At 44.2% G+C, this 21,665-nt stretch carries 19 protein-coding genes; 10 read left to right on the forward strand and 9 right to left on the reverse strand.

Annotated elements, in window-relative coordinates; all coding sequences use genetic code 11:
• Positions 1-117 precede the first annotated feature (117 nt).
• Together AB4Z08_RS27370 and AB4Z08_RS27375 are read right to left on the reverse strand one after the other, a co-directional pair.
• Positions 118-288 (reverse strand): hypothetical protein, encoded by a 171-nt coding sequence (locus AB4Z08_RS27370; RefSeq protein WP_441576974.1) that lies wholly within the window; start codon positions 286-288, stop codon positions 118-120.
• A 50-nt stretch (positions 289-338) separates the two neighbouring features.
• Positions 339-899: a DUF6934 family protein gene (locus AB4Z08_RS27375; RefSeq protein ID WP_441576975.1), complete on the reverse strand. Its 561-nt coding sequence runs from the start codon at positions 897-899 to the stop codon at positions 339-341.
• Between the two features lie 122 nt (positions 900-1,021).
• Between AB4Z08_RS27375 and AB4Z08_RS27380 the strand changes: the two genes are divergently transcribed.
• Positions 1,022-1,993 (forward strand): ion channel, encoded by a 972-nt coding sequence (locus AB4Z08_RS27380; protein WP_441576976.1) that lies wholly within the window; start codon positions 1,022-1,024, stop codon positions 1,991-1,993.
• Positions 1,994-2,041: 48 nt separating this feature from the next.
• Here the strand turns inward: AB4Z08_RS27380 and AB4Z08_RS27385 are convergent, their stop codons facing one another.
• Entirely contained in the window at positions 2,042-3,484 is a 1,443-nt protein-coding gene (locus AB4Z08_RS27385) for a sodium:solute symporter (protein WP_441576977.1), read from the reverse strand.
• Between the two features lie 157 nt (positions 3,485-3,641).
• Between AB4Z08_RS27385 and AB4Z08_RS27390 the strand changes: the two genes are divergently transcribed.
• The 3 genes from AB4Z08_RS27390 (at position 3,642) to AB4Z08_RS27400 (ending at position 6,799) form a co-directional block, all read left to right on the forward strand.
• Positions 3,642-5,060 (forward strand): MFS transporter, encoded by a 1,419-nt coding sequence (locus tag AB4Z08_RS27390; RefSeq protein ID WP_441576978.1) that lies wholly within the window; start codon positions 3,642-3,644, stop codon positions 5,058-5,060.
• 2 nt (positions 5,061-5,062) lie between these two features.
• Positions 5,063-5,635, forward strand: coding sequence for a Crp/Fnr family transcriptional regulator (locus AB4Z08_RS27395; RefSeq protein ID WP_441576979.1), 573 nt, complete (start codon positions 5,063-5,065; stop codon positions 5,633-5,635).
• Between the two features lie 231 nt (positions 5,636-5,866).
• A complete protein-coding gene (locus tag AB4Z08_RS27400; protein WP_441576980.1) occupies positions 5,867-6,799 on the forward strand; it encodes a bifunctional helix-turn-helix transcriptional regulator/GNAT family N-acetyltransferase in 933 nt (310 codons plus the stop codon).
• Here the strand turns inward: AB4Z08_RS27400 and AB4Z08_RS27405 are convergent.
• Positions 6,796-7,254, reverse strand: coding sequence for a DinB family protein (locus AB4Z08_RS27405; RefSeq protein ID WP_441576981.1), 459 nt, complete (start codon positions 7,252-7,254; stop codon positions 6,796-6,798). The genes AB4Z08_RS27400 and AB4Z08_RS27405 overlap by 4 nt on opposite strands.
• A 209-nt stretch (positions 7,255-7,463) precedes the next feature.
• Here AB4Z08_RS27405 and AB4Z08_RS27410 point away from each other — a divergent pair, with 209 nt between their 5' ends.
• From AB4Z08_RS27410 to AB4Z08_RS27430, 5 genes are all read left to right on the forward strand, one after another.
• Positions 7,464-9,101 carry an acyl-CoA carboxylase subunit beta gene (locus tag AB4Z08_RS27410; RefSeq protein WP_441576982.1) on the forward strand — a complete coding sequence of 546 codons (1,638 nt, stop codon included), beginning with the start codon at positions 7,464-7,466 and terminating at the stop codon, positions 9,099-9,101.
• 150 nt (positions 9,102-9,251) lie between these two features.
• Positions 9,252-9,713: a ribonuclease HI gene (gene rnhA, locus AB4Z08_RS27415; protein ID WP_441576983.1), complete on the forward strand. Its 462-nt coding sequence runs from the start codon at positions 9,252-9,254 to the stop codon at positions 9,711-9,713.
• 70 nt (positions 9,714-9,783) lie between these two features.
• A complete protein-coding gene (gene aspT, locus AB4Z08_RS27420; RefSeq protein WP_441576984.1) occupies positions 9,784-11,499 on the forward strand; it encodes an aspartate-alanine antiporter in 1,716 nt (571 codons plus the stop codon).
• Between the two features lie 444 nt (positions 11,500-11,943).
• A complete protein-coding gene (locus tag AB4Z08_RS27425) occupies positions 11,944-15,030 on the forward strand; it encodes a SusC/RagA family TonB-linked outer membrane protein (protein ID WP_441576985.1) in 3,087 nt (1,028 codons plus the stop codon).
• Between the two features lie 11 nt (positions 15,031-15,041).
• Positions 15,042-16,532 (forward strand): RagB/SusD family nutrient uptake outer membrane protein, encoded by a 1,491-nt coding sequence (locus AB4Z08_RS27430; protein ID WP_441576986.1) that lies wholly within the window; start codon positions 15,042-15,044, stop codon positions 16,530-16,532.
• Between the two features lie 96 nt (positions 16,533-16,628).
• On the opposite strand, the gene AB4Z08_RS27435 is transcribed toward AB4Z08_RS27430, so the two are convergent.
• A complete protein-coding gene (locus AB4Z08_RS27435; RefSeq protein WP_441576987.1) occupies positions 16,629-17,192 on the reverse strand; it encodes a methyltransferase family protein in 564 nt (187 codons plus the stop codon).
• A 98-nt stretch (positions 17,193-17,290) separates the two neighbouring features.
• On the opposite strand from AB4Z08_RS27435, the gene trxA reads away from it, so the two are divergent.
• Positions 17,291-17,590, forward strand: coding sequence for a thioredoxin (gene trxA, locus AB4Z08_RS27440; RefSeq protein WP_441576988.1), 300 nt, complete (start codon positions 17,291-17,293; stop codon positions 17,588-17,590).
• A gap of 118 nt (positions 17,591-17,708) precedes the next feature.
• Here trxA and AB4Z08_RS27445 read toward each other — a convergent pair whose 3' ends face one another.
• The 4 genes from AB4Z08_RS27445 to fbaA form a co-directional block, all read right to left on the reverse strand.
• Positions 17,709-18,860, reverse strand: a complete 1,152-nt coding sequence (locus tag AB4Z08_RS27445; protein WP_441576989.1) for a hypothetical protein — start codon at positions 18,858-18,860, stop codon at positions 17,709-17,711.
• Positions 18,861-18,910: 50 nt separating this feature from the next.
• Positions 18,911-19,348 (reverse strand): SsrA-binding protein SmpB, encoded by a 438-nt coding sequence (gene smpB, locus AB4Z08_RS27450; RefSeq protein WP_331966655.1) that lies wholly within the window; start codon positions 19,346-19,348, stop codon positions 18,911-18,913.
• Between the two features lie 96 nt (positions 19,349-19,444).
• The gene (accD, locus tag AB4Z08_RS27455) at positions 19,445-20,293 is read right to left on the reverse strand and encodes an acetyl-CoA carboxylase, carboxyltransferase subunit beta (RefSeq protein ID WP_441576990.1); all 849 of its coding nucleotides are present in this window, start codon (positions 20,291-20,293) and stop codon (positions 19,445-19,447) included.
• A gap of 205 nt (positions 20,294-20,498) precedes the next feature.
• Positions 20,499-21,566, reverse strand: coding sequence for a class II fructose-bisphosphate aldolase (gene fbaA, locus AB4Z08_RS27460; RefSeq protein WP_441576991.1), 1,068 nt, complete (start codon positions 21,564-21,566; stop codon positions 20,499-20,501).
• Positions 21,567-21,665 lie beyond the last annotated feature (99 nt).

The raw sequence follows: 21,665 nt of genomic DNA on the forward strand, positions 1-21,665 counted from the left end.
TGTAATAAAGTAGGGATATTTTTTAATAAAATATTTATTTTTTGGTTGAATGGCAAGCATGAAAAAAGGTGAACAGATGCTATCTGCCCACCTTAAATAATCTAGTGTATAGTATGCTTATAATGATTTTAAAATTGTCAAAAAGACATGCGCTTGTTCTTTGGTTTTAATAACCCGGCCCAATGAACTCACCCCTCCTGATTTCAAGGTAACTTTAACCTTACGATCCTCACATTGCTTTGCTTTGAGAAGAAGGGCATCTACTTTTTTTTGGGTTTCTTTGTCCATAATTATGAAGTTATGCAAAAAAAAGAAATAGTGGAAATATATCCCGCCTTTTAGATCAGCTTGAATATGAAATAGTTGTATAGTTTTTCATATGTGATTATGACTTCCTTTTGAATAGACTTAGGCAATGTAAATATGTCATCAACATCTATTGGATATGAGCTGTCTTCATCCTTTTCCTTCCGTAAAATCCTTGCATAATAGTTTACGCCAAAGATTTTAAAGTATTGTGTCAGGAAGCTATAATTGTTTTGTATGCAACGATAATACATGTATGCCCGTGCATTGTTTGAACCATCAATTCCTAAAAAGCAGGAACGTTTTCTTTCTAGGAATGTCATGGCAGCCAGTACAATAGTTGAAAAAAACTTTGAATGATTTAGGTGGTTTAGTTTAACATTATCGTCAATCTCTCCTTTATTATTTATTGGACCGAATGAGAGATTGTGTACATCAGGAATTAGTGGATGAACAGTGTCAGATATGTGTATGCCAATTCTTTCTTTTTTACCATTTTTTAAGCAAGTATTAAAACTGGACAAACTGAAGTCTGCTTTTAAAATTTCTGTTTCATAGCAGTCGTCAAAGTTTATTTTTAGATTAAAAGCCACTGTTTTTGTCAAATTTCTTCACAAGAAACTCCTTTTAAATTCCTCATTCGTTAACCAAACTCAAACACACTCAAACAGATTCAATTTTTCTCTCTTACCTTTATGCCATAATTATCGATCTTATGGCGCTTCTGAAAAGAATAAACCCTTTTTCCAGACAAAATGACGACACCGGATTTGGCGTGAATGCAAATGGTTACGGCGGTCGTTTTATCAATCGTGACGGGAGTTTTAATATACGTCGTGAAGGACGTTCCTTTATGCACCGTTTCAATATTTATCATGCATTGCTGAATGTGCCGGCATGGCAGTTTGGCGTGGTCATCCTGCTTTTTTATTTTTCTATCAACCTGTTGTATTCCGGCATATACTGGTGGTTAGGGGCTGCACAATTCCAGGGTATTATAGGCCAAACAACCTGGGAAAGATTTAAAGAGATTTACTTCTTCAGCACAGAAACCTTTACTACAGTAGGGTACGGACGGGTAAACCCCGTAGGAGATGGTGTGAACCTGGTAGCGGCGATTGAGGCCATGACGGGCTTCCTCTCATTTGCAGTGGCTACAGGTCTTATCTATGGCCGGTTTTCGAAGCCACGGGCCCACCTGCTGTTTAGTGATGAAGCACTCATCGCTCCTTACCAGGATAAAACAGCCCTCATGTTTCGCTTTGCTTCCTACAAAGAACATCACACGCTTACCAATGTGGAAGTGCTGGTAACACTGGGTTTGCAGGTACAGGAGAATGGCAATGCAGTGTATAAATTTTATACGCTGCCTTTGGAGAGAAGGATGGTAGAAACATTATCAATGAACTGGACAGTGGTGCATCCCATTGATGAAAACAGCCCCCTGCTTGGATTTTCTGCACAGGATCTGGAAACAGCAGATGTGGAACTATATGTAACCGTAAAAGGATTTAATGATGTATACGCTAATACCGTGATACAGCGTACCTCTTATACCTACCAGGAAATTTTGCATAACCGCAAATTTGTACCGATGTACCGGGAAAGTGAGAATGGGAAAACAACTATACTGGAGTTACATCATCTGAGCAAAACGAAGGCCGTAGAAGTAGCTGTGGAAGCATAAATAACAACTGCTGCTATGCTGTTGACGGCATAGCAGCAGTGCCTGAAATTATGCTTTACGGGAAATGAGTAACAATCCCAGGTAGGTAAATAATCCGTTAATAATCAGTAATTCCAATCCTATCTGGAAACTGCCGAAGAGGGCAGACTGATTAAGATCAACCACCAGGCAGAGCAGGGGAGCGGCCACACATACTACCGGTACCAGCATATCGTTTACCCGGCGTTTCGTTAAAATACCAAAGGCAAATAACCCCAGCAACGGACCATAAGTGTAGGTGGCTACTTTAAGAATCACACCTATCATACTCTGGTTATTGACCCACTCAAATATCATCACAAACAGCAGGAAAATAAATGCCATCATCAGGTGTATACGCTGACGGTATTTTTTCTTCTGTTCTTCTGTCCAGTCAGTTCTCGTTTGCATGTTTAGGATATCAATGCAAAGAGAGGAGGTCAGCGCAGTCATAGCACCATCGGCACTGGGGAACAGTGCGGAGATCAGTGCAATGATGAAGATAACGGAGATCACCGGCGGCATATGATGCAATGCCAGTTCCGGGAATAATTTATCTCCCGTAACAGTTACCTGCTGCTGGGCACCATATAAGTGAAGCAAACCGCCCAGGAAAAGAAACAGCCCAATTACGATCACCATAATAAAGGCCAGCGATACCATATTTTTTTTCGAATCTTTTAATGTTTTTACAGAGATGTTTTTCTGCATCATCTCCTGATCCAAACCGGTCATGGTAATGGTGATGAAGGCACCCGCCACAATCTGCTTAAGGAAAAAAAGTTTGCTGTCCGGATCTGTATTGAAGATGGTAGTCAGTCCTCTTTCGTGCATGGCAGTGAAACTTTCTCCGAGGTTCAGGTGCATGGTATGCAGCATAAATCCTACGCAAATCACCAGTCCTGCCAGCATACAGGTAGTTTGTAAAGTATCAGTGTATACAATGGTTTTAACACCACCTTCATAGGTATACAGCAATATCATAAACAGGATGATCAGCGTGGTAAGCCAGAAGGGAACACCGAAGCTGGAAAGAATAGCATCCTGTAATATTCTTACTACCAGGTATAACCTGGCGGTAGCACCCAGGGTGCGGGAAAGAATAAAGAAGGAAGCACCTGTTTTGTAGGAACGGTTGCCAAAACGACTATCGAGGTAATTATAGATAGAGGTGAGCTTTAGCCGGTAATACAATGGTATCAATACATAGGCGATGGTGATGTACCCTATGAAATATCCGAGGGTGATCTGCATGTAAGAAAAGGCATCTTTTCCTACGGCTCCCGGTACGCTTACAAATGTAACCCCGCTGAGAGAAGTGCCTATCATGCCAAAGGCAACCAGCATCCAGTTACTGTTGCGGTTACCGATAAAAAAGGAGTCATTGTTGGAATTACGACCCGTGTACCATGCCACTACTAAGAGAATGACAAAGTAGGCAACGACGAATGAGAATAATAAACCTGGCGACATAAATCAAATTTGATCAAGATACTACTTTCCTGCAAAGAGGCAAAGATAATGATCTTCCCGTCTTCCGGCAGGAAGGGAATGCCTCCTTCATTTATTGACATGGATCAATTTTCAGGGAAGCGGATAAAGTCATCTTTGCGGCATCAAAAAATATGATATGTCTGTTTTAACAATGAATGCTCCGCCGGTGGCGGATTCGCCTCAACCCCGTCAATGGTTTGTGAAGGCGGCAGTGATAGGAATATCACTGATCCTGTTTATGGTCAACCTGGATACAAGTATTGTCATCGTTGGATTACCGGTATTAATGAAACAGCTGCAGGCTTCTTTTGCGGCGGCACAATGGGTAGTGCTTAGTTACATGCTGCTGCTTACTGCACTGATTGCCGGTGCCGGCCGTTTGGGAGATATCTTTGGTAAAAGGAAATTATACCTGTTTGGTATCGGCCTGTTTACCCTCGCTTCCCTTGGCTGCGGCCTGGCCCCCGGCATCGGTACGCTGATCGTTTTCCGGGGCTTGCAGGGCGTTGGCGCTGCTTTCTGTTTATCACTCAGCTTTGCTATTGCAGGTGACCTGGTCCCTAAAGCACAATTGGGCAAAACAATGGGGTGGCTGACGATGATGGTACCCCTGGGCATTGCTTCCGGCCCTACCTGTGGCGGCATCCTGGTATCTACGCTGGGCTGGCAGTCTATGTTTCTCGTGAATATACCGCTGGGTATACTGGCCTATGCACTGGTGCGCCGGTACGTACCCGTGGTGGCCAAAGCGGGAGCGCAGCAAACCGACTGGACCGGGATGCTGATCCTGGCAGGAGTACTGGTTTGCTATTGCATGGGCATGACCATGATGGAAGATCAGGGGCTGTTAAGCCGGCCGGTACTGATTTTGTTGGCGGGTTTTGCTGGTGGCATCGTACTCTTTGTGCGCTATGAAAAAAGAGTCAGCCAGCCATTTATGAACATGCAATTGTTTCGCAATCCCATGTTGAGTGCGAGTCTTATTGCTGCATGGCTGGTGTATACCGTCATCATGGCAACTGTGGTACTATTACCATTTTACCTTACAAATGAAGGGCATTATACTCCATTACAAACAGGACTGCTGATGTCGTTTGGTCCACTGGTAACTGCGCTGCTAAGCGTGTTTGCAGGTAAGGCAGCCGATAAATTTCATGCCCGCAAAGTAATGCTGGCAGGGGTATTCATCATGGTGGCTGGTTGCCTGGCGATGAGCAGTCTTACGCCTGAACAGGGTATCTTTGGCTTTTTATGGCGCATCGGGCTGATTCAGGTAGGACTTACTTTTTTCCAAACGCCCAACAATACAGCCGTGATGGAGCTGGCAACACCTGAACAGCGGGGATTGATGAGTGGGTTGCTATCGTTGTCACGCACTACCGGTCATATAACGGGAACGGCTGTACTGGGAGCAGTATTTGCGTTGCTCATCCGGCAGGGAACCATTACGCACGCTATCTCCGTGGTATTCCTGGTGGCAACTATCCTGGTGGCGATCGCTGCATTATTAATATATTTGGTGTTGAGAAAGCAGGCACACCGTAATAACATGTAAGTATGTACGAACAGCTCAGCACCTACATCCTCAGCAAAGTAAATGTAACAGATGCGCAACTCAGCATCGTACTGTCTCATTTTAAACCGCTGAAAACGGTCCGCAATCAACTGTTGCTGGCAGAAGGCGAGGTGGCTAAAAATATTTTTTTTGTTGGAAGCGGTTGTGTAAGGGTTTATTTTTTAGATGAAAACGGACAGGAAGCTACCCGCTATCTCGCGTTTGAGAATAATTTCGTCAGCGGATTAATGAGCTTTATTGGTCAACAGCCTTCTCATGAATTCATCCAGGCAGTGCTGCCGGGTCAACTGTTGGCCATCTCCCGCAATGACTTTTATTACCTGCTGGATACCATACCGGGCTGGGAGAAATTTTATCGTCACTACCTGGAAAATGCGTACGTGGTAAACACCGGCAGATTGATGAGCTTTATCACCCAGAGCGCCGGAGAAAGGTACCAGCAACTACTGCACAAAAGTCCGCATATTGTACAAAGGCTCCCCAATAAGTTAGTGGCCTCTTACCTGAATATTTCCCAGGAAACCCTCAGTCGCCTGAAATCAAAACGGCCGTAGCTATTTCCGGTGATACCGGATGAAGGGTATTTCTATAACGGGATGGGCTGGTACGCCACTCTGATTGCAGCATGTTTTGCAAGCCACGATTTACCTCGTAACAGACCCTCAACGGAATAAAAGCACACCGGAAAGGGCAAATAATGGCCATTAAAAAATACTTGACAAAGGCAAATAATAAATTTGCTTTTGTCAAGTATTTATTTACTTTTGTCTGGAAAACAATCACCTATGGCCAACGAATCTCCCGTAGTCAGCGACATCCGAAGCTTTAACCGCTTTTACACCGGTATGATTGGATTACTCAATCAACATATCCTGGAGAGTAACTTGTCTCTCTCTGAAGTAAGGGTCATTTATGAAATCGGGCAGCTCAATAAATGCACCGCAGGGGAGTTAATTAATATTTTAAAGATCGATGGTGGTTACCTCAGCCGCATGCTGAAAAAGTTCGAAAAGAACGGTTGGCTGAACCGACAGCAGTCTACCGCCGACGGCCGTACGTTTTTTCTGCACCTCAGCGCTGCCGGTAAAAAACTATTGGCAGGACTGGAAGAAAAGTCTACCGGAGAAATTCAGCACCTGATAGCTCCTTTGGCTGAAAAGCAACAGCTACAGGTATCCGGCGCAATGAAAATGATACAACAGGTATTGTCTGCCGGGGAAGGAGCAGCCGTTTCGGATATCCATATCCGTTATAACCTCCAGCCAGGAGATGTGGGCTACCTCATTTACCTGCACGGACACCTGTATGCGAAAGAATCCGGTTACAACCTCGAGTTTGAAGCATATGTATGTAAAACGTTTTACGAATTTTTACCTACCTATAATCCGGCCAAGGATCGCATCTTCCTGGCGATAGCAGATAATCAGATCGTGGGATCGGTAGCTATCCTGGGTTCTTCCAGACACCTGGCCCAGCTTCGCTGGTTCCTGATACACCCGGACTACCGGGGCAGGGGACTCGGTAAAAAATTATTACAGGAAGCCATTGTCTTCTGCCGGGAGAAAGATTATCAGAAAGTATACCTGATGACAACCAGTATGCAGGAAACGGCGATTGCACTTTATAAAAATGCAGGCTTTCGCAAAACAGGTGAAAAATACCTGCAGCTATGGGGCCAACAACTGTATGAACAGCGCTATGATATGGATTTGTTTTAAGCGTATTTGTGTAACAATACAATTTGCCCCAGGTGATAGGCATCATGTTCTGCCAGTCCCTGCAGATAATAAATAGCGATGTGTTCTGTGCCGGGAAAAGTATCGAACAATTCCTTCTCCGGAAATTTACGGATCGTGGCGGCTATCTGCCCGAAAGAATGCGCCAGCCGGTGTATGGTGGCCTGCCAGTTTTCTTCTCCATGATTTTCAGGCATATAAAAATCCGGCAGATCTCCGTCCTGCTCAGGGGCTTCGTTATGCATAAAACGTTGCGCACGCTGATGCCAGAATATGATATGATTGACAATCTCCCAGATATTATTTGATTCCCCAAACGTCTTTACAGCCTGTCGTGCATCAATGCGGGATAAATGAGGGGAAAAAGTAACGTCAATCCAGGGTTGTCCATTGTAAAGGTTTTCCAGTGAGGTGGCCAAATGTTCCGTTAACGACATACGATCGGATTTTATTTTTTAAAAGATATCCTTGTCTCTTTTAAACGGGTACTTACATAACCGGTGTACGGCTGTATAAATAAGAATATAACCCCTTTAATCATAATAATCATCTAAATATGGGTAAGACAAAGGCCGGTAGCCTTGTCGTAATTCGAATTTACTGAATTCTTTCCCTTATTTTTAAAGAATATAAAAAAACCATCGTTATGGATCAGCAGCAACTGGAGAACAACAAAAATGAAGATGCTATGCGGATGGCAATCAGCACCATGAAACAACGCCTCGGAGTAATAGAACAGGGCGGAGGAAAGAAAAGCCTGGAGAAAGTACGGCAGCGCGGCAAGCTGACTGCCCGCGAACGTATTCATTATTTAATAGACAGGGATTCTGCGTTTACGGAGATAGGTGCTTTTGCCGCTTATGATATGTACGCAGAATATGGAGGATGCCCTGCAGCAGGCACCGTTGGCGGAATAGGCTATGTAAGCGGCAGGCAGTGCATGATTGTCGCAAATGACATGACCGTGAAAGCAGGCGCCTGGTTCCCGATGACCGGAAAGAAGAATCTTCGCTTGCAGGAAATTGCTATGGAAAACAGGCTGCCAGTGATCTACCTGGTAGATAGCGCCGGTGTATTTCTGCCTATGCAGGACGAAATATTTCCGGATAAAGAACACTTCGGACGCATCTTCCGCAACAATGCACGGATGAGTGCCATGGGGATTACACAGATTGCAGCGGTCATGGGCAGCTGTGTTGCCGGAGGAGCGTATCTGCCTATTATGAGCGATGAAGTACTGATGGTAGAAGGCAACGGTTCCATTTTCCTCGCAGGCCCCTACCTGGTAAAAGCTGCGATAGGCGAAGACGTAGATGCGGAAACGTTGGGCGGCGCCGTTACACATACAGAAATTTCAGGTATAGCGGACTATAAATTTAAAACAGATGAAGAGTGCCTTGACCAGGTGAAGCGTATTGTAAGTAAGCTGGGACATCAGCCTACAGCAGGATTTGATCGGATTGAACCTCAGCTGCCACTCAAATCAGGAGAAGACCTCGACAGCGTATTGCCGGTAGACAGCTCCCGTCCTTACGATATGCTGGAAGTGATTGAACGCCTGGTAGACGGATCTGCTTTTGATCAGTATAAACAGGATTATGGCAAAACCATCTTATGCGGATATGCCCGCATTGATGGCTGGGCGGTGGGCATTGTGGCCAATCAACGTAAAATAGTAAAAAGCCGCAAAGGTGAAATGCAGATGGGCGGCGTTATCTATAACGACAGTGCTGATAAAGCTGCCCGCTTTATTATGAACTGCAACCAGAAAAAAATTCCGCTGGTATTTTTGCAGGACGTTACCGGATTCATGGTCGGCAGCAGAAGTGAACACGCCGGAATTATTAAAGACGGCGCCAAATTAGTGAATGCAGTGGCCAACTCTGTGGTACCCAAAATAACTATCATCATCGGTAATTCATATGGCGCCGGCAACTACGCCATGTGTGGTAAGGCCTATGATCCCCGTTTTATATATGCATGGCCTTCTGCCAAAATAGCGGTGATGGGAGGAGAGCAGGCAGCTAAAACATTACTGCAGATACAGGTCGCTTCTCTTAAAGCCAAAGGTGAGGTGATTACACCCGAGGAAGAAGCCCGCCTGCTGAAAGAAATTACAGATAAGTATTACGCACAAACCACTCCTTATTATGCCGCATCCCGCCTGTGGGTTGATGATATCATCGATCCGGCAGACACCCGGGTGCGCATTGCGGAAGGTATCAAAGCTGCCAACAACGCACCGGTAGAACAGGCATTTAATGTTGGTGTATTCCAGGTGTAGAAAGCGGAAAGCTTAAAGCAGAAAGCCAAAAGCTATTGAAGCGGATACTTTAAGCGTTATTCGCTATTATCTTCGCTTCAATAGCTTTTGGCTTTCTGCTTTCCGCTTTATGCCAATATAATCTATCTTAGCGCTTCTTTAAAAATGAACATGGCTGAACTGGTAGTATATACAGATGGTGCATCCCGCGGCAATCCTGGCCCGGGAGGATATGGTGTTGTGCTGATATGGGGAAGTATCAGGAAAGAATTATCGCAGGGATATCGTAAAACCACTAACAACAGGATGGAACTCCTGGCAGTGATTGTAGCACTGGAAGCCCTGAAGAAAGAGGGCGTGGCAGTCACTATATTTACAGACAGCAAATACGTAGTTGACAGTATTGAAAAAGGCTGGCTATGGGGCTGGGTAAAAATTAATTTCAAAGACAAAAAGAATAAGGATCTCTGGTTACGTTTCATTCCCTTGTATAAAAAACATAAAATAAAAATGCAGTGGGTGAAAGGGCATGCCAGCAATCCGTTCAATAACCGCTGCGATGAATTGGCTACACAGGCTGCTGACAGCGGCGACTGGCTGATTGATGAGGGATTTGAAAGTGGATTGATGTAGAATAAGCTCCTTCCTTCCGAACCAAGAGGTGATCATAATTGTAATATAAGCGCAAACTTAATATTTCATTATGCTCACCTGGTTTATCGACACACTGCAGAAATATCCTGAAATAGCGGTGATGCTTACCCTGCTTATTGGCTACCTGATAGGGAAAGCACACATCAAAGGCTTTACATTGGGTACGGTAACCGGTGTATTACTGGTGGGTATTGCCATTGGCAGTTTTCATATTAGTATTCCCTCCGAAACAAAATCTATCTTCTTCCTGTTCTTCCTGTTTTGTACGGGTTATGGTATAGGCCCGCAGTTTTTTCAGGGCCTGAAAAAAGATGGATTACCTATTGCACTATTCTCCTTTATTGTATGTTGCAGCAGCTTACTCTTTTGCTGGGGTATTGCTTCCTTGTTACACTTCGAAACCGGCACCACCGCTGGCTTGATGTCAGGTGCCAATACCTGCTCCGCTATTATAGGGGTTGCTTCCAATACCATCAATGAACTGGATCTGAATGATGACCAAAAGACAACCCTGGTGAACCAGATCCCAATTGCCTACGCAGTCACTTATATTTTTGGTACGGCCGGCACCAGCTGGTTTCTTTCTGTGATTGGTCCCTGGTTTATGTCTGGTAGCAGGGCAAAGTTAATTGAAGAAACCAAAGAGCTGGAAGCGAAGGTATCGGAAGCCAGTGCAGAAGGAGAGGAGAATATCACCAACGCCTATGATCAGGTGGCATTCCGGGCCTACCTCGTCAATGGAGAGCTGGCAGGAGAGGGCAGAACAGTAGGTGAGATTGAAGATATGCTGCATGACAAGAAAAGAGTGTTATACATTTTGCGGGTAAGACGAAATGGGAAATTGTTTGAAACCAGTAATGGATTTATCATTAAACCCGGAGATATTATTGCCATTGGTGGTCAACGATCTGCAGCAATTGCTTCGGAATCCTTACTGGGTAAAGAGGTGGCTGATGCGGAATTACTGACTTTTCCCGTGCAGTCGGCTTCAGTGATTATCACCAATAAGGCGGCTAATAATAAACCACTGAAGGAATTTAGCCGGCATCCTGAATTTCATGGCATCAGCGTACGCAAAATAACCCGCTCAGGTATCGAAATGCCTTTGTCTGCACACACCATTGTACAAAAAGGAGATGTTGTAGAAATGGTAGGCATTCAACAGGAACTGGACAAAGCGGTGGCGGTGTTAGGCTATAAGGAACGAAGCGGAGTGGAAACTGATATCGTTTATCTCGCAGCCGGTATCGTAGCGGGTACATTGTTCGGCAGTCTCAGTGTACGACTGGGGAATGTACCGGTAGAACTCAGTACCAGTGGCGGTGCACTGATTGCTGGTCTGGTATTTGGCTGGGCACGAGGTATCCATCCCCGTTTTGGGTATATCCCTGCCGCCTCCCAATGGGTACTCACCAAACTGGGCTTACATGTATTCATTGCCATTGTTGGACTAAGTGCCAGTGAAGGTTTTTTAAAAGGATTGAAAGAAGAAGGCGTAACGCTTTTCCTGGCGGGTGTGGTACTAAGCCTGTTGCCAATGGTAGTGGCATTGTTTCTCTCTAAATATGTATTCAAATTCCATCCGGCTATAGGTCTTGGTGCCTGTGCGGGCGCACACGATGAATCTGCACCCTTGCTGGCGGTGCAGGACGCACTGAATAGTAAAGTGCCTGCGCTCGGATATACAGTGGCATATGCGGTGGCTAATATTACCCTCACTACTTCAGGTGTTATTATTGTCCTTTTAATGCACAAGGGGGGCTAACCGTTCATCATATTTTTTTCATAGAAATTTCAGTCTTGTCTTGTACATTAATTTTAATGTGTTATTTTTATTTCAACTTTTTTAACAATTCTTTTGTTTTTATCTCTTAAAGATGATAGCTTTGCGGCCCACTAGTCTATAGGAATTATAGGATAATGAATTTGGAACTGTTTTTAAAGAAAAAGCTTATGGAGAAATATACCCAACCATTTACTGTTCGCAACTATTGTTGTTACATTAATTAAAAACCAAAGGAAAATTTTTTATCTGCTTAGCCTAAGCGCCATGCAAGCAGGTTACAACGATCATTAACTGTCCCGGAACTCCGACTGTACCGGTATTAAATCAACAATGGAATTCAACGCTGTAAAGCCTGTTTAAATACAGGTGTAGCATTTTTATTGCCAGGAAAAACCAATCACTGCTCAATTCAACATTTTACTTATGTTACATCGACTACTCCTCTTACTGCTATTATTCAGTTCAACAGCAGTATGGGCACAAACACGAACCGTTACCGGACGTGTTTATTCTGCAAAAGACAATACACCTTTGCCAGGTGCTTCTGTGGTAGTGAAAGGTACCACCAATGGTACCGTTAGTGATGCAGATGGAAATTTTAAACTGCAGATCAACGATCCTGCAGCCACTACTTTGCAAATCCGATTTATCGGTATGGAACAACAGGAAGTGCTGATCAGCAATACTCCGCTGAATATTGCACTTCGTTCTTCCGGAAAGGATTTGGGTGAAGTAGAAATAATAGTGGCTTATGGTACTGCTAAGAAGGGCTCTTATACGGGCTCTGTTGCGCAGATCAAAGGCACCGAACTGGAAAACAGACAAGTATCCAGCGTCACCAAAGCATTACAGGGGCTGGCAGCGGGTGTGCAAAGCACTTCCAGCAGCGGGCAGCCTGGTTCTGATGCCACTATCCGCATTCGCGGAATTGGCTCTATCAACGCTTCTGCAGATCCGCTATATGTGGTGGATGGAGTACCTTATGGTGGTAGTCTCAGTGCCATCAATCCATCCGACATAGAGTCTATCAGCGTGTTAAAGGATGCGGCCTCCAGTGCATTGTACGGTTCCCGTGCGGCAAATGGAGTGATTATCATCACTACCAAAAAAGGCCGGGGTCAGGGTACTACAATAGATGCACGTGTTAGCCAGGGCTTCTCCAAGAGAGCTGTAAAGGACTATGAAAAAGTAAGCACCGATCAATACGTTCAAATGTATTGGGAAGCACTCCGTAATGCCGGTTTAACCAATGGTCAGTCTCCCGCAACAGCCGCCACACAGGCGAGCAGCAATCTTATCAGAAGAATTGGTATTAACCCTTACGGAACCGCATTTCCGCAACCGGTAGGAACAGACGGTAAACTGGTGGCAGGCGCTAAAACATTGTGGGATGATAACTGGAGTGATGCGATGCAACGCACCGGACACCGTACACAAGCCGATCTGAACATCAGTGGCGCTACCGAAAAAAGCAGGTACTATATTTCCGGCGGTTATCTCAATGATCAGGGTGTTTACCTGGCCTCCGGTTTTAAAAGATATAATGTACGCAGCAATGTAGAATTAGACGCGAAGAAATGGCTGAAAGTTGGATTGAACGTCAGTGGCGCACATTCCGACCAACAGGCACCTCCTTCAGAAGACAGCCGCACAGATAACTACGTGAATTACGGTCGCCTTATGGCCAGCTTTTATCCTATTTATCAGCGGGATAGAACTACCGGTGCCTATATATTGGACGCTAAAGGGAACAAAATATTTGATTACGGTAGTTACCGCCCCAGCGCAGCAAATACCAACAGTAACCTGGTAGGAACATCCGCAATAGATAAGCATAACTTCACCAGAGATGATGTGTCCGCACGTGTATTTGGAGAGGCGACTATCTGGAAAGGGCTGAAGTTTAAAACCAGCTACAACGCAGATTATACCGCCCAAAATCAACATGAATATACGAACCCGGTGTATGGTTTTGATGCAGAAGTAGGAGGTACCGTAGAAAAAGTGTCTACCCGTACTTTCAGCTGGACTTTCAATAACATCCTTACTTACGAGCAAACATTCAATGAAAAGCATCACCTGAACCTGTTGGCAGGACAGGAAACCTATAAATATACCAACACCTTCATGGATGGTACGCGTTCAGGTTTCTCCCTGCTGGGCCTTGATGAATTGTCTGATGCCTCGCTGATCAAAGATCTGCAGGGATACTCAGATACATATAACCTTTACAGTTACCTGGGCCGTGCGGAATATGATTACCTGGGAAAATACTTTTTATCAGGGTCCGTTCGTTCCGACAGATCTTCCCGTTTTGCACCAGATCACGCCTGGGGTACTTTCTGGTCTGTAGGCGCTTCCTGGAAACTTACAGAAGAAGAGTTCCTGAAAAACAGCAGCTGGCTTAATCTGCTGACGCTTCGTGCCAGCTACGGTGCACAGGGAAATGATAATCTCGGTTCTTACTACAACTATCTTCCATTGCTGGAAGTAAACAGTAACCTGGGAGAAGGTGGTACTTATCGCAGGGTGCTTTACAACAAAAACCTGAAATGGGAAACCAATCTGAATCTGAATGTGGGTGTGGATTATTCCATGTTCGACAACCGGTTTGGTGGTACCCTGGAGTTCTTCCAGCGCAAATCCAAAGACCTGTTATATTTGAAGCCATTGCCACCTTCTTTGGGCTATGGATCGATCGCACAGAATATCGGTGCACTGAAAAATACAGGTTATGAAGTGACCCTGCATGGTGTTCCGGTAAAGACAAAGGATTTTAGCTGGGTAGTGGATTTAAATGCGACCCATTATAAAAACAAGGTGACGGAATTACCGCAAAAAGAAATTATCAGCGGTACTAAAAAACTGATGGTAGGAAGATCTATTTATGATTTCTGGCTCCGCGATTGGGCCGGTATCGATGAGAAGACAGGTTTACCGTTATGGTACGTTACCAATGCAGATGGCACCAAGGGTACAACTGGCACCTATAGTTCCGCAACGCTGTATTATACAGGTTCCTCCCTGCCGGATGTGTATGGTGGTTTCACCAATACCTTCAACTACAAAGGATTTTCGTTGTCGTTCATGGTTGCTTATAGTTTGGGTGGAAAGGTACTCGACCAGGATTACCTGTACCTGTTAGGCACCGGAACCTCCGCAGGACGGTCTTTCGGTACAGAAATGCTAAACCGCTGGACTCCGGAAAATACGAAGACAGATGTACCGAAGCTGACTACCATTCAAACCAACTGGACATCCGTTTCCAGTCGCTTTTTGTATGATGCCAGCTACGCCCGTTTGAAAACGTTGAACCTGAGCTATAACCTCCCTAAGTCACTGATGGAAAGAGCACATCTTAACAATGTACTCGTTTATGTACAGGGAGAAAATCTTTTCACCTTATATAATCATAAGGGACTGGATCCTGAGCAATCCGTTGGAGGTACTACTTACTATCGCTATCCGGCTATCAAATCTTTATCTGCCGGTATTAACCTGAGCTTCTAAAAATCAAGACCATGAAAAAGAACTTTTTTATATTCATCATCGCTGTTCTTGTGCTGGGATCCTGCAGTAAGGACTTCCTGGAACCCAAGCCGACCAATGCTGTGCCGGACGATGAGGTGTTCAATACCGTAGATAATGTGGAAACTGTGATGAATGGTACCTGGTCATATATGTTTGAAGAGTTTTTTTCATATGCTGTTCCCGGTTACAAATCCATTCACCTGACCAGCGATGCCATGGGTAGTGATATTGCCGTAACACAATCATATGGTTTGAGGGACTCTTATGGTTTCACCGAAATGGTAGATAATACCAAAAACCGTGTAACCGCTTTTTGGACCATCCTCTATAAGGTGATTGATAACTGTAATAATATCATCGCGAAAATAGATAATGCTACCGGAGATGACGCTAAAAAACAGCGCATCAAGGGCCAGGCATATGCCCTGCGCGCCCACTGCTACCTGACACTTGCTTCTTATTATCAGTTTAACAGAACCGGTACTGAAAAAGCAGTGCCCATTTACCTGGAGCCTACTACTGCTACGTCTGTAGGAAAGCCTAAATCCACCATCGGAGATGTTTATAAACAGGTGATTGCTGACCTGGAGAAGGCGTTGCCATTGCTGAAGGATTATCAGCGTAATCCCAGCCAGAAATGGAAGATTGATGGGAATGTAGCCAATGGTTTACTGGCCAGAGCATATCTCTATAACCATCAGTGGACACAGGCTATTACCGCTTCAGTAGCAGCCCGCAGTGGTTATTCCCTGATGTCTGGTGACGATTATAATAAAGGGTTCAGTGACCTGAATAACGTAGAATGGATCTGGGGACACGGTCAGACTCCCAATCAGAGTAATGCCAGCTATAATTTCCATTTCCTGGATGTGTCTACGCCTGCTTCTTACTACCAGAGCTTCATGTGTGATCCTTACTTCCAAAATTTCTTTGACAGTGCAGACGTACGTTTCCGCTTATTTGACTGGGATACATTACCTGATCAGGAAGGTTACCTGCGCTACAAGAAGTTCCGTTTCCGTGATGCTACTGCACTCGTAGGTGACTTGGTGCTGATGCGTTCCGCAGAAATGTACCTGATAGAAGCAGAAGCATATACCCGTAATGGTAATAACGGTAAAGGTGCCGAAGCACTGAATGTATTGCGTGCTGCACGTAATGCCACTACCTACAAAGGCGGAGGTAATTTGCTGGATACTATCCTGGTAGAAAGAAGAAAAGAACTGTGGGGAGAAGGGTTTGCACTATCTGATATTATTCGTACAGGCGGCACCGTAGTAAGGAAGCCGTTTCTTTCCTATACAGGGGAAGACAGTATTATTAATGTACGTCGGGCAGACGGTACTTTTTTACAGGTAGCCGGGCAAGGACATCTTACCCTGAAACAACCGGACGGCAAAGCTTTTACGCCGTATAGCAATTATTACCTGTTTGCCATTCCTATTTCGGAAGTGCAGAATAATCCCAATCTCAATAACTAAAATCAAATGCCGGGATTGGACCACCGGCGATTACATAAAAAATGGGCGGTATCATATTTTGATACCGCCCATTTTTTATGATGTTGTTCCTGCATTTTAATAAATCCAGGGCAGTATCCTGCTGGTATGTTTCATATAGTCTGTATACTCTTCGCCAAATTGCTCGGTCAGCATTTTTTCTTCTATATTCATCCGGTAAATAAAAACTGCCAGCACCGGAATAAACACAATCACCAATCCCAACCAGTTATTAATAGATAACCCAAATCCGAGGAAAGACAATAGTGAACCAGCGTAGGAGGGATGCCGTAATAAACTGTACAATCCGTCTTTTTTAATATGATGATCCTTGCGGATGGTTACCACCACAGTAAATAATCGTCCCAACTGTGCAATAGATATAAAGCGAAGCAGCATACCCAGCAGTATAACGGATAAGCCTATACGATTCATGAGCGGTCCCTGCATAATATAATATTGTGTTTTAATAGACACCAGCACCGCGATATTTATGAACACAATGATTACGATCCAGATAAATGCCAGGCTGCCTCTGTCCTGCTTTTTTTTGTCGGCCTTATCGCCGCCACGGAGAATACGATGTAGTAATATTTCAGAAAGAAACCAGACCAGGTAAATAATGGACGATAACGAATTCATGATGTGACAGATATTAGAATAGTATATGCGTAATATATGCCATATTTTCTGATCTTCAAAAAGGTACGTAATTTGTATCCGCAATTAAAATGTGTGCTATGGAAAATCTGCAAGCAATATTACAATCTTCCACCCCTGTATTAATAGATTGTTTTGCTACCTGGTGTGGCCCCTGCCAGATGGTACCACCCATTCTGAAAGAGGTAAAAGACAAGCTGGGAGATCAATTGAGGATTATTAAAATAGATATAGATAAGAACCAGCAGCTGTCGGCACAATGGCAGATCAGTAGCGTACCTACCTTACTGCTTTTTCGTGATGGGAAACTGATCTGGCGTCAGAGCGGAGTAGTGCCGGCGCATCAGCTTTTGCCGATACTGAAACAGCAGCTTTTATAGCCTTTATAGCTTTTAGCCATTAGCTTTTAGCAAATGCAGCGAACATCGGCATATGATTTTCAACATAACATTTGCTAAAAGCTAAAAGCTAATGGCTAAAAGCTGTAATGGCTAAAAGCTAAATTCTATTGTAGAAGGTCTGCAGATCCCTGGCCAATACGTCATAAATGGGTCGGGTAAATTCCATAAAGAGATCAGAAGGAGGGGGTGGTGGCATATCCTGTCCACCCATGAGTCGTTTATCATCATCACTCAATGCTCTTTCATCACCACGGAAGGTACCAAACTGATTCAGCCAGGTATAGCTTCCCGGAATGCGGTCTGTTCGCAGCAACTGCCCGTTAGTGGTATTGGTAATGCGATAGTCCAGCAGTCCTTTCGATACAACCGTCTTTTTAGTTATATACAGGGTAGCTGTTACCGTTTTATAGATATTGCTTTCTTTCCCGGTGGTATCTTTGGTAGTACCTACGATGATCTCTTTCGAAACATCGCGCTGGATGCGATCTACGTAAGTTTGTCCCACTACAAAATCAAAAAAGCGCAATTCAATATATTCATCAGGACGGAGATTTTCATTGCGGGCCACACGCTCATCGTAAAACTGCACAAACTGGTTAATATTGCGTTGTTGCAGGTTTCTGACGAGATAATCCCGGAACTGGTCTGCGGAGAACTGGTAATAAGGAGAGCGCACCTCAATTTCGCTGACTACTACATTGATAACGCCCAGTTGATAGGCTTCATCTCTTCTTTGTTTGGTGTCACGGTAGTTGGGGATGAGTTTAAGGGCTGCGCTAAATTCTTCATATGCCTGACGTGCGCTGGCTTTATCCCCCTTATTCAGTAGTGACATACCCCGGTCGTATCGCGTTTCTGCTGCGTTTTCCTGGGCTCCTGTAATGGCATCGCTATAGTCCCTGGGTTGCACCAGTTTAAGGGCAGCAGGGGATTTATGAATGTTGTTATAAAGGCTTTGTAACGCCCTGTATTCGTTACGTACAGATTCCCACTTCAGGTCGTTATTGGAACGCAGGTAGGCATTCACCCGTTCTTCCCGCTGTAATTGAGCCTGTTTATAAGCATCTGGCAGCATCCGGGTAGCAGTAGCATCCTGGGGTTTACGTTGCAGCTTCTTTACGAAGGCATTAACAGCTTCGTCGTACCTGCCTTTATTATATAATTTTTCACCTGATTTGCAGGAAAGGAAGAAGGTGTAAAGGAAAATGGCGGCTACACTGAGTAGCTGCCTCCATAATAACTTTTTCAAGGGGATTAATTTTATAAGGATATGTTTGCCAGCTACAGCCCCGTTCCTGCCTATTTGTATTGTCTTCTGAGCTCCCTGTCAGCTTCTCTGGCTTTAATGGAGTCGCGTTTATCATGCAGTTTCTTTCCTTTACCAACGCCTATTTCAATTTTGGCAAGACTTTTATCTGTGATAAACATACGCAGAGGCACGATGGTGTAGCCGCGTTCTTTGATTTTATTTTCAATTTTTCTTAATTCCTTCTTGGTCAGCAGCAATTTGCGTTCACGTATGGGGTCGTGATTGGAGGAGGTACCATGGGTGTACTCGGCAATATGCAAGCTTTTTACAAACAATTCTCCTTTGGAAAAATAGCAGAATGAATCATTGAAACTCACTTTATTGGCACGAATAGACTTAATTTCCGTTCCCAGCAATACCATCCCTGCAATATATTTATCTTCTATTGCGTACTCGAAATATGCCGATCTGTTCTTTAATTCTGCCATTTATGAAGCTGTAAGCCTTTAGCTTCTAGCTGTTAGCCGTCAGTATTCAGCGATGTTTATCTGAAATACAAAAGGGCTAACAGCTAAAGCTAACAGCTAGTTTTTAAATATGGTCAGCAAACTAGCCAACCTCGTCTTAAGTTCTTTTCTATCCATGATGAAATCCAGGAAACCGTGTTCCAGCAGGAACTCCGCGCTCTGGAAACCAGCAGGCAAGTCTTTTTTAATGGTTTCTTTAATGATCCTCGGACCTGCAAAACCAATCAGTGCACCGGGTTCTGCAATGTTCAGGTCGCCCAGCATTGCGTAGGAAGCGGTTACACCACCGGTAGTAGGATCGGTCATTAAAGAGATATAAGGCTGTCTGGCATTGGCCAGCTGTGTAAGCTTGGCAGCCGTTTTAGCCATTTGCATCAACGAAAACGCACTTTCCATCATACGGGCTCCCCCGGATTTGGAAATGATCATCAGTGGCATTTTATTAACGATGCAATAGTCAATAGAACGGGCAATTTTTTCACCCACTACTGATCCCATAGATCCCCCGATGAAGTTGAAATCCATACAGGCTACTACCAGGTCGTTGCCCAATACCTTGCCGGCACCAACCGTCATGGCATCTTTTAGCCCCGATTTCTTCTGCGCATCTTTCAATCTGTCGCTGTAAGGCTTCAGATCTTTAAAGCCCAGAAAGTCCGTCGGGTATATATTTGGGAACAGTTCCTCGAACTGATTGTTATCAAATATGATCTCAAAATACTCTGCTGAGTTAATACGGTTGTGATAATTACACTTATCACAAACATAGAAATGCTCTTTCAGATCCTTTACAGTGGTGGTTTTTTTACAGTTAGGACACTTGTGCCACAAACCATCCGGTGCTTCTTTCTTTTCACTGGTGGTGGTAGAGATGCCTTGTTTAATTCGCTTAAACCAGCTTGACATATTTTACTATTAGATTAGAAAATAGTGGTGCAAGATACGAATTATCGTATAAAGCCAAAAACATATGAGAAAAAGCTTAAAGCTTAAGGCATAAAGCAAAAAGCTATTGTAGCGGAGATGATAGTATATTATATTATAATTTACTATCGCTGTTGTCTCCGCTACAATAGCTTTTTGCTTTATGCCTTAAGCTTTATGCTAATCCCTATGCGTTTCTGTTGATACAGTTCAGATCTCTGAACGCTTCTTCCAGACGCTTAACAAAGGTTTCTTCACCTTTGCGCAGCCATACGCGTGGATCATAGTATTTTTTATTTGGCTTGTCAGCACCTTCGGGGTTACCCAGCTGGCCCTGCAGATAGTCTTTCTTTGCTTCGTAGAAATCGTGGATACCTTCCCAGAAGGCCCACTGCATATCTGTATCGATATTCATTTTGATAACGCCGTAACCCAGCGCCTCTGTGATCTGGTGCTTAGGAGAACCGCTACCACCGTGGAATACATAGTATACTGGCTTAGCAGCAGTTTTGTACTTTTCCTGGATAAATTCCTGGCTGTTGTGGAGGATCACCGGACGCAGTTCTACGTTACCTGGTGTATACACACCATGTACGTTACCAAAAGCAGCAGCAACAGTGAAACGTGGACCTACTTTAGATAAAGTTTCGTAAGCATAGGCTACTTCTTCAGGCTGCGTGTACAGTTTAGAGTTATCTATACCGGAATTATCCACGCCGTCTTCTTCACCACCAGTTACGCCCAGCTCAATTTCGATGGACATACCCAGCTTGTTCATTCTCTCAAAATATTTATGAGAAATTTCGATGTTTTCAGCAATTGGTTCTTCAGACAGATCCAGCATGTGAGAGCTGTACAGTGGCTGACCGTGGAGCTTGAAGTATTGTTCACCCGCATCCAGCAAACCATCAATCCATGGTAACCATTTTTTAGCAGCGTGGTCGGTATGTAATACTACCGGTACACCGTAATATTTAGCTACTTCATGTACGTGCTTGGCGCCGGAGATACCACCTGCAATGTTCGCCTGCAGCTTATCATTTGGCATGCCTTTACCGGCAAAAAATTGTGCACCACCGTTGGAAAACTGTATAATTACCGGTGAATTTACTTTAGCAGCTGTTTCCAGTACCGCATTCACGGAGTTAGTTCCCACAACATTCACGGCAGGCATAGCAAATCCGTTGTCTTTGGCATCGTTATACAGCGCATCCAGCTCTTCGCCGAATAATACGCCAGCTCTGTATTTTCCCATACTCTGATATGTGTTTTATTTTTTAGGAAAGCAAATATAAGGAGTTAAATAGAAGATTTATAGCGAAAAGTAAGTGCTTATGTATTAAATCTACCAACA

The organism is Chitinophaga sp. RAB17 (assembly GCF_052114225.1).
Lineage (GTDB): Bacteria > Bacteroidota > Bacteroidia > Chitinophagales > Chitinophagaceae > Chitinophaga.